We start from the raw sequence: 12211 nt of genomic DNA on the forward strand, positions 1-12211 counted from the left end.
AGGTGTAACTATGAATACCAATCGTCCAATAATTAACCCAATTATCACTACCACCCTCCATCTATTTAGTTTAATCTTGCTGCTGAGTACCTCTGTAACTAATGTGTTAGCAAAAGAGGCAAATTCATTGCCAAAGCAGCCAGAGTTAAAGGAAAATTCTTCCGAACAAAAGTCAGTCATTCAAGAAAAGCGAAATAAAGATGATGACAAGAGAGGAATTTCACAAGATAGAGATGATGACGATGACGATGATGATGACGATAATGATGATGATGACAAAGATGATTAAAAACCGCTGAGACGCAGAGGACGCAGAGAAGAAGGAGAGAAAAATGTAGAGACGTTCCATGAAAGTCTCTACATTTTTTGGTCTAAAATTTAAAAGGGAGTCATCAATGCAGATTTAGGATTAACTCTTTACAATCGGGCCAAAATCCGCCAATACTCGTGCATGATTTCGTAACAATCCTAAGAGATTTAACCGATTGCGGCGAATCTCTAAATTTTCATCCATTACTAACACACTTTCTGGCCCATCAAAAAATGTGCTGACTGTGGGTGCAATGTTACTTAAAGCATCAACTAATTGTTGATAATTCCGTTGTGCTTGGGATGCTTTGGTTTGGGGAACTAGTTGAACGATCGCATCATAAAAAGCTTGTTCTGATGACTTTTGGAATAGCTTAGAATCTACCACAGAAGTAGGTTCTAATTCTTGCTTATCTAAATCCCCTTGTGCTGCTAAACGAGTGGAACGGTTGACAGTTTCGTAAATTTTATCTAACTGACCGTTTTTACGAATTCGTTGTAAGAAATCAGCCCGATTTCTCACATCTAATAAATCTTGCAAGGCGCGTTCTGTATATTCTGGATCATTTTCTCCCAAAACTGCATTTACTAAATCGTAATCAATTCCTCTTTCTTCTTGTAACAGAGTGCGAATGCGTTGAATAAAGAAATCTTGCAATTGAGATAATAATTCAGTCGAGTTAGTTTTGGGAAATTTGGCGGCAAAGTTGGCTACATTTTTTTCAATCAATTGTTGTAAATTAATTGTTAATTCTGCTGCCCAAGTAATGTTAACAATTGCATTGGCTGCCCGCCTTAAGGCAAAGGGATCGGAAGAACCAGTGGGTAACATTCCTAAGCCGAAAATACCGATTAAGGTGTCTAGGCGATCGCTAATTCCCACCACTTGACCTGTAACGGTTTCCGGCAATTTATCCCCTGCACCACGAGGTAAATAATGCTCAAAAATCGCCGTCGCTACTGCTTCTGTTTCCCCACTCGCAGCGGCATATTTTTGCCCCATTACTCCTTGTAACTCCGGGAATTCTCCTACCATTTGTGTAACTAAATCTGCTTTACATAATAAAGCCGCTCGTTGAATATTGTTGCTAGTTTCGGAATTTAATTGCAGTTGTTCGGAAATCTGTTCAGCTATTTTTTGAATCCGAGTAACTTTTTCACGTACCGAACCCAAATCTTCTTGAAATGTAACTTTTTCTAATTGCGGCAAATAACTTTCTAAAGGTTTCGTTGAGTCAACTTTATAAAAATATTGCCCATCAGCTAACCTAGCTCGAATTACTCTTTCATTTCCTCTAGCAATGATATTTGATTTTGCTGGATCGCCGTTAGAAATGGTGATAAAATAAGGTAGTAATTCTCGATATTCAGCATTTTTAAAAATGGGAAAATAACGCTGTTGAGTTACCATTACCGTAGTAATTACTTCGGCTGGTAATTTCAAGAATTCGGCATCGAAATTTCCAACTACAGCATTAGGGAATTCCACTAAATCAACTACTTCAGCTAACAAATCAGGATAAATTTCAGCGAAACCATTTTGTTGATTCCCTGCGGTTTGAATTTGTTCTGTAATTTTAGTTTGTCGCTGTTCGGGACTAACTAGGACAAAAGCAGATTCTAGAGATTTAACGTAATCTGTGGCGTGGGAAATTGATACAGGTTCGGGATGTAAAACCCGATGTGCTTGAGAAATGCGATCGCTTTTTACCGTCTCCGAACCATTCACTATTTCAATAGGTAAAACTGCATCATCTAATAAACTAACCAACCACCGAATTGGGCGAGAAAATCTAATATCACCATCGCCCCAACGCATTAACCGCTTACCTTCTAACTTAGAAATCCATTGAGGAATTAACTGGGTTAAAATTTCTGCTGTGGAACGTCCGGGAATTGTTTTCCGAACAAAAATGAAATCACCTTTTTCCGTCGGACGAACTTCCAAAGCATCTAATTCTACACCTTGCTTTTTGGCAAAACCTTCTGCTGCTTTTGTTGGTTTGTCATCCTTAAAAGCCGTCGCTGCTGGTGGCCCTTTTACCTCTTCTACTCTATCAGCTTGCTGGGTGGGCAAACCTTGAATCAGAACGGCAAGGCGGCGCGGAGTACCGTAAATATCAATTTTCTCCGTATTTAAGAATTGTTCCGCCAGAGTGTTCGGGATGATGCTTTGCCATTGTTGGATGGCGCTGGAGACAAAGCTGGCGGGGAGTTCTTCTGTACCGACTTCTAATAGGAAACTAGACATAGACTGAAATGTTAGTACACTAGCTAAAACAGTTTATCGTGATTTGATGCCTGATATTATGTCTGGCTAATCAGCTAACTCAACATCTTGTAGAGACGTTATATATAACGTCTCTACACAGAGTAATTCCAATTTAGAGATTTGATTGGTAATTTTCCCAGTTTAAGTTGCTATTTTCGGTGTGCGATCGCTTGTTTGCTAGTCGCATCTCCCATCCATTCCTGACAGCAAGTGAACCAAGCCGTATATCTAAGTAGAAATTAGGCAAAAAGGGCGACACTTATGGCTAATTGGTTACACAGCACCTTGCTCTGGATGGGGGTAAATGTTTGGAATAGTTGGCGCAAAAATTTTCCAGATATAGAGCCAGATTTATATGGAATTAATCTCAATGGAGCCAATCTTAAAGGAGTTAACTTCAGCGGCGCTAATCTTGGCCCTGCTGGACTGTTCAGTGCCGATTTACAAGCAGCAGACCTAACTGGAGCGTACTTAAATGGAGCCTGTTTAAATCGAGCTAACTTGAGTGAAGCTAAGTTAAGCGGGGCATTATTACGTGCCGCAGACCTCACCAGAGCTAACCTTACAGGCGCAAACCTCAGCGGGGCATACCTCAACAGAGCAGACCTTTCTACGGCATTGCTAAGGGTGGCAAATTTGGCGAAAGCAGACTTGACCGGGGCATTTTTGCGTGGCGCATACCTGACAGGCGCAAATCTTCGAGGTGCGTATCTCAGTAGAGCCGACTTTTCTGGCACTTATATGCGAGCAGCTAACTTGAGCGAAGCCGATTTAACAGCTGCTTCTTTCAAAGAAGCTGACTTAACTGCTGCTTTTTTAATCAGAACTCAAGCACTTTATACAAATTTTAATAAAGCCAAATTTACGGGAGCTTGCATTCAAGATTGGAATATTAACAGTGCTACTTTATTAGATGATATTTTCTGCGATTATATTTATTTACAGTATCATCAACAAGAGCGCCGCCCAATTATTGGAGAGTTTGTATCAGGAGAATTTAGTAAGTTATTTCACAAAGTTTTTGCTACTGTTGATTTGATTTTTTTGCATGGTATTGAGTGGCAAGCTCTTTCACTTGCTTTGGAAAAATTCAATACAGAAATGGTAGGAAATGAAATAGCTATTCAAGCAATTGAACAAAGATTAGATGGGGCTTTTGTGATTCGGTTTAAAGTTCCTTGCGAGACTGATAAAGCCAAAATTGAAAAGCTTTTAAAATTACAATATGAACTGGCATTGCGAGACATTGATAACCAATATGGGGAACAATTACAAAGCCAATCTGATGATATTGCCATTCATCGCCAACAAGGTGCTAATTTAATGGAAATTGCTAAGACAATGGCTAATAGACCGATCGACCTAAAAAGTCTCACAAATTCTGAAAATTTTAATCTCTCAGAATCTGCTTTAGAAGATGACAATCAGAATAATCATGCCCAAGATTTTTACTTTAATTAGTGGGATTGGGTACTGGGGACTGGGGACTGGGGGACAAGGGGAAATTCATTAACTCAACACTTGGATCAGGATTTATGGATTTACATGATGAACAGGATTTATGAGCAGGGTTAATGAATAGGATTAATCAAGGAATCTGGTAAATCTGTGTATTACGATCGAATTTCCCCAGTCCCCAGTCCTTAATCCCCAGTCCCCTGTTTAGTAACTTCTAAATAAATATGCTCTAATTTGATAGGTTGGCGAGAAATTGAAGCAAGAGAAATCCCATCAAAAGCAGCAATAATTTCTTTTAGTTCTAAACTTTCTGGTAGCCAAAAAGCTAATTCATTGCCATAGTGTCGATGAATAAAACCTAATTCTATGGCGCGTGCGATCGCTTTTTCCTCTTCTGCCGTTTGTACCGTTACTATCTCCTTTGCCGGAATTAATTTCTGTAATTCCGGCAAAGTTCCTTCGGCGACGATTTGCCCATTTTTCAGAATGCCAATTTTTTGACAAAGACGTTCGGCTTCATCGAGTAAATGTGTAGTTAACAAAATAGTAATTCCCTGATGTCTCAATTTGCGAATTAATTCCCAAATTTCATAACGTGCTTCAATATCTAAACCAGTCGTCGGTTCATCTAAAATGACTAACTTTGGCTGATGTACTAACGCCACTGCAATATTCAAGCGCCGTTTCATGCCGCCGCTGAGAGTTTCTACGGTGCTGTTTGCGCGATCGAGCAAATTGACAGCTGCTAAACAATTATCAACTTGTAACTGACGGACTTTTCGCCGTAAACCATAAATTTGAGCAAAAAAATCCAAGTTCTCTTTACAACTCAGCCCTTGATAAAGTAAATTTTCTTGAGGTGCTACACCAATAATTGATTTTGTTTTTTCTGAAACAGGTTGATTGTTAATTTTAATATTGCCACTATCAGCTTTCAGCAAATTACATATAATATTAATCGTCGTCGTTTTACCTGCCCCATTTGGCCCCAGTAAACCGTAAATTTCGCCAAAATTAATTTGTAAGTTTAAATTTTGCAGAACTTGACGTTTTCCGTAAGACTTATTAATATTTTCAATTAACAGCATTATATTCCTCGATCGAGTGTAACAGTCTAATTTTTTCCCAAGTAACTTTTTAGCTAGAACCCCTAGAGTAGGGGTTCTAGATTTATAATCTTCTCTCTACTCTCAACATCCGACGATAAGATAACCAACCTGCACCAATCATCAAAATAGCAAACCCAAATAAAAACCAAAAATGGAAAGAAATTTCTGTTAATCCATTTCCATTAGCAGACACACCAAGTAGTGCTTCAGTCATGTGATAAATTGGATCAAATGTAGCCAAGTTTAGCAGAAATTGCGGAAAGATAAAACTGGGAATAAATGCACCTCCTAAAATTAATAAAGGTACGCCAAAAGTTGCTACTAAAGCATTAATATCATCAGCACGACGCGCCAATTGCGTACCGAGAACAAATCCAACACCAACATAGGAGATAATACTGAGTAAAATAATTATTGCTCCCAAAAGGAGAGAGCCTTGAAATTTAGCTTTCCAGAAAGATGCGATCGCATACACCAAAAAACTCTGACCAACACCTATACAACAATGAGCAACGAAAATGCCCAAAAAATAAGAAGTTCCACTCAAAGGAGAGATAAACAACCGCTTGAGCGTTTGCTGCTCTCGTTCCGCTACCACTGTAGTGACAGTACCACCCAAGCAGCTAAAAAACAGCGCCGCACCTACTAAAGTAGTTGGTGCAGCATTTTCAAAAGCCAAAGTAGTCGGTGTAGCATTTTCAAAAGCAAAAGCCATTGACTGTTGAGCGCGTTCTGCAAAAATAAATCCGTTGAGTAAAAGCAGAGCAATGGGAAAAACACTCCAAAAAATCAGGCTACGTCGCCGTCGGAATAACTCAATTAAAATTCGCTGAGCCACAGCCAGCGTTTCTCGCCAATATTTCATCGTGATATGAGGAGTTAGTAGAGTAGTTCATGAATCAATTATCAAGATACGCCCAATTGCCGACAATTTCGCGACGTACTTTCTTCAAAATGTTTGGTGTCGGTGCAGTTGGCGGTGTAGTAGGGTATTCGCGTTTTTCTAAGCCACAGCCAACCATTTTTCAACAGGATACCCTCGATTTACCCCGTTGGACAAATAAACCAGTTAGTGTCACAGTAGTCGGTGGAGGTTTAGCTGGATTAGCTTGTGCTTATGAACTAAGTCAACGAGGTTTTCAAGTTACGCTATTAGAAAAATCGCCGCAATTAGGAGGAAAAATTGCCAGTTGGCCTATTCAAGTTGGCAATGAAAGTTTCATGATGGAACATGGGTTTCACGGTTTTTTCCCTCAATATTATAACCTGAAAAGTTTAGTTAAAGAACTGCAAATCGCTGATAATTTTCTGGATTTGAAATTTTACTCAGTTGTCTATCGCGATCGCAAATATCAACCCGAAGTATTTCGCCCCAGTCATTCGGCTTTCCCCTGGAATATAGTTGATTTAGCAGTTGCTTCTCATAACCGTTTACGCTGGGGAATTAATTTGACAAAATGGGAACATTGGCAAGTTTTCCGCGCCATTACCGGATTTCAAACCGAAAAAACATTTCAACGTCTTGATAATATTTCAGTTGCGGAATGGGTAGAAAATGGATTTCCCCAAGGATTATATGATTTATACTTTCTTCCCTTTGCCAAATCTAGTTTAAATGCTCCCGATAGCATGAGCGTTGGCGAGTTAATGCAATTTTTCCATTTTTACTTTTTTGGCAATCCCGAAGGTTTAGCTTTTAATGGTACTAAACAGGACATGGGAACAAGTTTAGTGCAACCGATCGCGCAAGCAATTCAAAGTAATAATGGCACCATTATCACTGATGCAACTGTTAAAGAAATTAGCGTATCACAAGGCAAAATTGATTCCTTAACTTATTATCAAGGTAACAATAGTTACGATGTGCCTTTTTGGGTAAGTCGCAATCAATACATTGCTGATAATCAAGTAGAATATTTTGGTGCAGGCGATGAGGTGTTTGCTGTAAAAAACAATAGCGATGAAGCGATTTCCTTAACTTGTACTCACCAAGGTTGTACAGTACAAAAACAGTCAAATGGTGAGTTTCACTGTCCTTGTCACGGTGCAGCTTTTGATAAAAATGGTAAAGTTATTAAAGGCCCTGCTCAAAGAGATTTGGCGAAGTATAAAGTTGTCGATCGCAAATCCGATCGACTCCAACTAATCGCAACCACAAACAACCCCAACTTAACCGCATCAACCAAAACAATTCAAACAGATTACTACGTTTTTGCCACCGATGTTCCCGGAGTACGCCAACTATTTACCCGTATTAACGGCGATGTTAATGAGAAAGTAAAAACCCAAATTGAAAAACTACCAGTAGCAGATCCATTTGCGGTTTGTCGTTTTTGGTTCGATCGCGATTTTGAGTGGAAACAAAGTTGGTTTACCTCTCTATCCGGTTATCGCCTAACTGATAGTATCACCCTCTATCATCGCATTCAAGACCAATTTATTGAATGGGCAAAGAAAACCGGAGGAAGCGTAGTTGAATTACACGCTTATTGCTACAAAGAAAAAGACTTTCCCACCCAAGAAGCATTACTCACAACCTTTGAACAAGAACTATACGAAATAGTCCCCGAACTTCAGCAAGCAAACATCCTCCATCGCGAACTAGTAAATCAAAAGAACTTCTCCGGTTATCCTCCGAATAGTTATAGCGATCGACCTCAAACTACCACTGAAATTCCCAACCTTTTATTCGCCGGAGATTGGGTAAAAATGCCCTTCCCTTGTGGTTTAATGGAAAGAGCAATTAGTAGCGGACTACTAGCAGCAAATGAAATTTTGCACCGCCAAGGATTGCAAAGACGCACCTTGTTCACAGTCAACCCCGAAGGGTTACTAAAAATTTAAAATTACCTCCAGATGAACACAGTAAATATATAAATATTATCTGCGTTCATCTGCGTTTATCTGCATTCATCCGCGTTTAAAATTTTAGCTTTTAATCAGGTTTATAAACTTATGACTTCCCTCTCTTCAATCAACAATAACCGCGACATTCGGAAGTTAGGAATTAATTTCAACCATTGGTATGTCGTTGCCCAAATTAGCGAATTAAAAAACCAACCTTTAGGTGTTACCCTGTGGAATCAAGCAATAGTAATTTACCGAGACAACACAGGTAACATACACGCCTTAGAAGACAGATGTCCCCATCGCCAAGTAAAGCTAAGTCACGGAAAAGTTATCAACAATCAATTAGAATGTGCTTATCACGGTTGGCGATTTGATACTGCTGGTGAATGCACCGAAGTTCCTTATTTAGCAGCAAATCAAAAATTACCCAATTGTAAACTTCGCAACTATCCCGTACTTGAAAAATATGGATTTATCTGGATATTTCCTGGCGATGAAACCTTATCAAATACAGTTTCACCTTTAGCATTACCAGAATGGGAACATCTTAATTATATTGTCAGTTATACAGGTTTTGAGTGTCCATCTCACTATTCATTTTTAATTGAAAACCTGATGGATATGTATCACGGACATTTGCATCAAAATTTGCAAGCTTGGGCAAATCCTGTGTTACAACATATTGATGAAGACGAAAATAAAGTTCATGCTCATTATGCAGCACAAAGTTATTACCGAATCAATAGAGAATGGGCAGTTTTACAATTATTTATTCCCGCCTTGCGACAGTTGCATCCTGAACCTTTAGATGTGAGTTATATTTATCCTAATTGGGTAGCAACGTTAGGGAATGATTTTAAAATTTGTTGTTTGTTTTGTCCAGTAAATGAAACAACAACCCGCGCTTATTTAATTCATTTCACTTCATTAAATGCCTTTGACAAATTACATATATTACCTGTGTGGTTTCGCCGCTTTGTCAAAAACATTTCCTTTAATGCAGCCAAAGGTTTACTTAATAACTTAGTGCGTCAGGATTTGGTAATGATTGAAGAAGAACAACAAGCTTATTTGCAACATCCTGAAAGGAAAAATTATGAGTTAAATAAAGCCTTGGTGAGCGTACAAAAACTAATCAGAATCAAGGTTGAAAAATCAATATAACTATAGGGTGCGTTAGCGCAGCTGAAATCATGGAAGTTCAACCAAGGGAAATTCGACGTTACATTACGCTAAATGGCAGAATTCCTTTTTTAGAATGGTACTATTCGCTGCGCGATCGCAAAACTCAATATAAAATCGATACAAGGCTTGAGCGAGTTGAATTAGGAAATTTAGGAAACTATCGTTCAGTTGGAGAAGGTGTATTTGAACTAAAAATTAATTATGGCCCCGGTTATCGAATTTATTTTGGACAAATAGGAACAACTATTGTACTTCTCCTTTGTGGAGGAGATAAAAGCACTCAACAAGAAGATATTAACCAAGCTAAGGAGTATTGGGCAGACTATGAAAAACGTGAAAATGCCAACTAGTGATAGCTACCGTGAGTTTCTAATTGAATGTCTTAAAGATCCAGAACACGCTGCTGGTTATATTGAAGCTATTTTAGAAGAAGAAGATCCTGAACCGGAACTTCTCCGAAATGCGCTGAGAAAGGTTATTGAGGCTTGGGAAAAAAGCGATCGTCGCCTTTCCGAATCAACAAAACAATTGCATGAAAAGCTCGATCGAATACTCACAGAAAGTAATGCTTCAGAAATTTACACTTTTGTAGAATTACTAAATGCACTAGGTTTTCAAATAGCTATTTCCCCGAAAGAAACTGAATGAGTTCCCGATTTTGATATGATGCGATTTATCGTGAAATCAGACAATTCTGGAACTACAATAAAATCATGGAAGCCCAACCAAGGGAAATTCAAAACTATGTCAAAGCTGACAATAGCAGCCCCTTTGAAGATTGGTATAACTCTTTACGAGATAACAAAGCCAAAAACCGGATTCAGTTAAGACTTGATAGAATTCAGCAAGGTAATTTAGGAGATTACCGTTCAGTCGGAGAAGGAGTTTTTGAGTTTAGAATTGATTATGGCCCTGGTTATCGAGTCTATTTTGGACAAATAGGATCTATTATTGTACTTCTCCTGTGTGGCAGAGATAAAAGTACTCAAGATAGAGACATTCGCAAAGCTAAGGAGTATTGGGCAGATTATGAAAAACGTGAAAGTACCGACAAGTAGAAGCTATCATGAGTTTCTAATTGAGTCTCTGGAAAACCGGGAAGAAGCTGCTGGTTATATTGAGATAGTTCTGGAAGAAGGGGGCGATCAACCAGTATTATTGCGAAAGGCAATTAGAAATGTGGTTGAAGCTTGGGAAAGGTGCGATCGCATCTCCGAATCAACAAAACAATTACATGAAAAGCTCGATCGAATGCTAACAGAAAGTAATGCTACCGAAATTTACACTTTTTTCCAATTACTAAATGAACTGGGTTTCCACATTATAATTACACCGAAAGAAACCCAATCCTAACAAGCAAATAACTCGAAAAATTATCGTTTAATCAATAGTGGGCGCATAAATAAATAGCCAGCGCCAAAAGCTGTGACTACAATTAAGACGATCGCCAAAGTCAACCACCAACCATTAATTTCCGCATTGCGGTCTAACTGACTATTCCGCCGATAACGTCCTTGTGCTTGTTCTGTTACCAAGTGTTCTTGAAAAATGGGCATCATTGGCTCGCCATCGTCAAAAGCTTCTACTCCCAAGGGTGGCGGATTTACTCCAGAATGGGGCACAGAACGCTGATTTAATTGTCGCAGATAAGATATATCAATCGTTTCCGATCGCATTTCTGGATGAATAAAATCAGTCTGACGAATTCCCGGACTCGAAGCATCAGCTAGCTGCTTTAGATATATAGCCGAATGAACCACCTTTTCAATTTCCCGGCGCAATTGTTGATTTTGTTCATACAACTGCTGATTTTGGTTATTCAGTGATTCCAGCATTACCCTTGTCGCTTGCAACTCGGCTGCTAGTTCGCGATAGATAGAAATTGGTACTGACCGAGCATTGTTTCCAGCTGATGTGGGAATATTCTGACCACCATTTCCCGCATTTTGATGGGGTTGCTTGGGATTGAAATTTGGCATCATAAGTTTTGCTCTAACTTAAAGTTAGGTCAGCCAGCGGCAACCTGTTTAACAGTTTCTCGACTAAGCTTAATTGCTTAGATTTCAACTATGCCTAAAATATAGTCCCAATCAGGATAACATAAGAGCGATCGATTACATAAAATTGTTTTTATCACTCGGTAGTTTTGGGTAACAAGGGAAAGAAGTGTCCTACTGGCCCTTGACCTTTACCAATACTGAGTGCGTATTTTAAGGCGGTAGTAACATAATTTTTAGCTAATTGCACGGCGGTTAATAAATCTTTTCCTTGTGCTAAATTAGCGGCGATCGCAGCTGCTAAAGTACAACCAGTACCATGAGTGTTGGTTGTTTCCACCATCGATGTGGTTAAAGTTAAAAGCTGCTCGCCATCAAACCAAACATCCACACCCCGCAAATCTCCTAACATTCCCCCACCCTTAACCAAAACCGCTTGTGCCCCCAATTGGTGAATGCGTTGAGCCGCTTCCTGCATATCAACTAAACTTTCAACTGCCAAACCGCTGAGCATTTGCGCCTCGTAACGATTAGGAGTGACAATTCTAGCTTGGGGAATCAACTGCTCTCGCAAACAAACAACTGCCGCATCATCAATTAACTGAGCTCCGGTGCGGGATACCATTACTGGGTCAACTACCAAATTGGCAATATTTAACTCTCTTACCTGTTGAGCTACCGCCTGAATAATCTCCTGATTGAGCAACATTCCAGTTTTTGTAGCTTGCACCCCAATATCCCCTACTACTGCCTGAATTTGCGCTACTACAGCCGCCGCAGGCAGAGCATCAACCCTATATACCCCTAAAGTGTTTTGTGCTGTTATACAGGTAATGGCGCTGGTTCCGTGAACGCGGTGAAAGGCGAAAGTCCTTAAATCTGCTTGAATTCCGGCACCGCCGCCACTATCTGAACCTGCGATCGTCAAAGCTACTGGTATACGCAATGCAGTTTCTTTGGTCATACCGGAGGAAGTTTAAAGTGGTTGAAGCAGGTCGAGAAACCCAAATCCTCTCTGTTTTTCGGTAACA

At 39.5% G+C, this 12211-nt stretch carries 13 protein-coding genes; 8 read left to right on the plus strand and 5 right to left on the minus strand.

The features are described from left to right. The first annotated feature begins 10 nt into the window (after positions 1–10). On the plus strand, positions 11–289 hold the full coding sequence (locus IQ264_RS06170; RefSeq protein WP_193979615.1) for a hypothetical protein: 279 nt from the start codon (positions 11–13) through the stop codon (positions 287–289). 120 nt (positions 290–409) lie between these two features. Here the strand turns inward: IQ264_RS06170 and glyS are convergent, their stop codons facing one another. Beyond that, a complete protein-coding gene (glyS, locus tag IQ264_RS06175; RefSeq protein ID WP_193979617.1) occupies positions 410–2560 on the minus strand; it encodes a glycine--tRNA ligase subunit beta in 2151 nt (716 codons plus the stop codon). A gap of 282 nt (positions 2561–2842) precedes the next feature. On the opposite strand from glyS, the gene IQ264_RS06180 reads away from it, so the two are divergent. Continuing rightward, positions 2843–4042, plus strand: a complete 1200-nt coding sequence (locus IQ264_RS06180) for a pentapeptide repeat-containing protein (protein ID WP_193979619.1) — start codon at positions 2843–2845, stop codon at positions 4040–4042. Between the two features lie 182 nt (positions 4043–4224). Here IQ264_RS06180 and IQ264_RS06185 read toward each other — a convergent pair whose 3' ends face one another. Together IQ264_RS06185 and IQ264_RS06190 are read right to left on the minus strand one after the other, a co-directional pair. After that, positions 4225–5127 (minus strand): ABC transporter ATP-binding protein, encoded by a 903-nt coding sequence (locus IQ264_RS06185; protein ID WP_193979621.1) that lies wholly within the window; start codon positions 5125–5127, stop codon positions 4225–4227. A gap of 82 nt (positions 5128–5209) precedes the next feature. Further along, positions 5210–6013 carry an ABC transporter permease gene (locus IQ264_RS06190; RefSeq protein WP_193979623.1) on the minus strand — a complete coding sequence of 268 codons (804 nt, stop codon included), beginning with the start codon at positions 6011–6013 and terminating at the stop codon, positions 5210–5212. Between the two features lie 29 nt (positions 6014–6042). On the opposite strand from IQ264_RS06190, the gene IQ264_RS06195 reads away from it, so the two are divergent. The 6 genes from IQ264_RS06195 to IQ264_RS06220 all read left to right on the plus strand — a co-directional run bounded on the left by IQ264_RS06195 (position 6043) and on the right by IQ264_RS06220 (position 10536). After that, positions 6043–7992, plus strand: coding sequence for an FAD-dependent oxidoreductase (locus tag IQ264_RS06195; protein ID WP_193979625.1), 1950 nt, complete (start codon positions 6043–6045; stop codon positions 7990–7992). Positions 7993–8103: 111 nt separating this feature from the next. Next, a complete protein-coding gene (locus IQ264_RS06200; protein ID WP_193979627.1) occupies positions 8104–9162 on the plus strand; it encodes an aromatic ring-hydroxylating oxygenase subunit alpha in 1059 nt (352 codons plus the stop codon). 29 nt (positions 9163–9191) lie between these two features. Beyond that, positions 9192–9533 carry a type II toxin-antitoxin system RelE/ParE family toxin gene (locus tag IQ264_RS06205; RefSeq protein ID WP_193979629.1) on the plus strand — a complete coding sequence of 114 codons (342 nt, stop codon included), beginning with the start codon at positions 9192–9194 and terminating at the stop codon, positions 9531–9533. Further along, a complete protein-coding gene (locus IQ264_RS06210) occupies positions 9508–9831 on the plus strand; it encodes a DNA-binding protein (RefSeq protein WP_193979631.1) in 324 nt (107 codons plus the stop codon). Before IQ264_RS06205 ends, IQ264_RS06210 begins: the two co-directional genes overlap by 26 nt. 65 nt (positions 9832–9896) lie before the next feature. Next, the gene (locus IQ264_RS06215) at positions 9897–10241 is read left to right on the plus strand and encodes a type II toxin-antitoxin system RelE/ParE family toxin (RefSeq protein ID WP_193979633.1); all 345 of its coding nucleotides are present in this window, start codon (positions 9897–9899) and stop codon (positions 10239–10241) included. Further along, positions 10213–10536, plus strand: a complete 324-nt coding sequence (locus IQ264_RS06220; protein ID WP_193979635.1) for a DNA-binding protein — start codon at positions 10213–10215, stop codon at positions 10534–10536. The genes IQ264_RS06215 and IQ264_RS06220 overlap by 29 nt, the downstream gene beginning before the upstream one ends. A gap of 20 nt (positions 10537–10556) precedes the next feature. Here IQ264_RS06220 and IQ264_RS06225 read toward each other — a convergent pair whose 3' ends face one another. Continuing rightward, entirely contained in the window at positions 10557–11165 is a 609-nt protein-coding gene (locus IQ264_RS06225; protein ID WP_193979638.1) for a hypothetical protein, read from the minus strand. A gap of 151 nt (positions 11166–11316) precedes the next feature. Then, entirely contained in the window at positions 11317–12144 is an 828-nt protein-coding gene (gene thiD / locus IQ264_RS06230; RefSeq protein ID WP_193979639.1) for a bifunctional hydroxymethylpyrimidine kinase/phosphomethylpyrimidine kinase, read from the minus strand. Positions 12145–12211: the final 67 nt, after the last annotated feature.

The sequence above is a fragment of the [Phormidium] sp. LEGE 05292 genome (assembly GCF_015207735.1).
In the GTDB taxonomy this organism is placed as follows: domain Bacteria; phylum Cyanobacteriota; class Cyanobacteriia; order Cyanobacteriales; family Aerosakkonemataceae; genus Floridanema.

Bases quoted from the DNA above. Each gene is read 5' to 3' on its own strand.
- IQ264_RS06185 (WP_193979621.1), bottom strand. From the start codon at position 5,127: ATGCTGTTAATTGAAAATATTAATAAGTCTTACGGAAAACGTCAAGTT.
- IQ264_RS06225 (WP_193979638.1), bottom strand. From the start codon at position 11,165: ATGATGCCAAATTTCAATCCCAAGCAACCCCATCAAAATGCGGGAAAT.
- IQ264_RS06195 (WP_193979625.1), top strand. From the start codon at position 6,043: ATGAATCAATTATCAAGATACGCCCAATTGCCGACAATTTCGCGACGT.
- IQ264_RS06205 (WP_193979629.1), top strand. From the start codon at position 9,192: ATGGAAGTTCAACCAAGGGAAATTCGACGTTACATTACGCTAAATGGC.
- IQ264_RS06200 (WP_193979627.1), top strand. From the start codon at position 8,104: ATGACTTCCCTCTCTTCAATCAACAATAACCGCGACATTCGGAAGTTA.
- IQ264_RS06190 (WP_193979623.1), bottom strand. From the start codon at position 6,013: ATGAAATATTGGCGAGAAACGCTGGCTGTGGCTCAGCGAATTTTAATT.
- IQ264_RS06170 (WP_193979615.1), top strand. From the start codon at position 11: ATGAATACCAATCGTCCAATAATTAACCCAATTATCACTACCACCCTC.
- thiD (WP_193979639.1), bottom strand. From the start codon at position 12,144: ATGACCAAAGAAACTGCATTGCGTATACCAGTAGCTTTGACGATCGCA.
- IQ264_RS06220 (WP_193979635.1), top strand. From the start codon at position 10,213: ATGAAAAACGTGAAAGTACCGACAAGTAGAAGCTATCATGAGTTTCTA.
- IQ264_RS06180 (WP_193979619.1), top strand. From the start codon at position 2,843: ATGGCTAATTGGTTACACAGCACCTTGCTCTGGATGGGGGTAAATGTT.
- IQ264_RS06215 (WP_193979633.1), top strand. From the start codon at position 9,897: ATGGAAGCCCAACCAAGGGAAATTCAAAACTATGTCAAAGCTGACAAT.
- glyS (WP_193979617.1), bottom strand. From the start codon at position 2,560: ATGTCTAGTTTCCTATTAGAAGTCGGTACAGAAGAACTCCCCGCCAGC.
- IQ264_RS06210 (WP_193979631.1), top strand. From the start codon at position 9,508: ATGAAAAACGTGAAAATGCCAACTAGTGATAGCTACCGTGAGTTTCTA.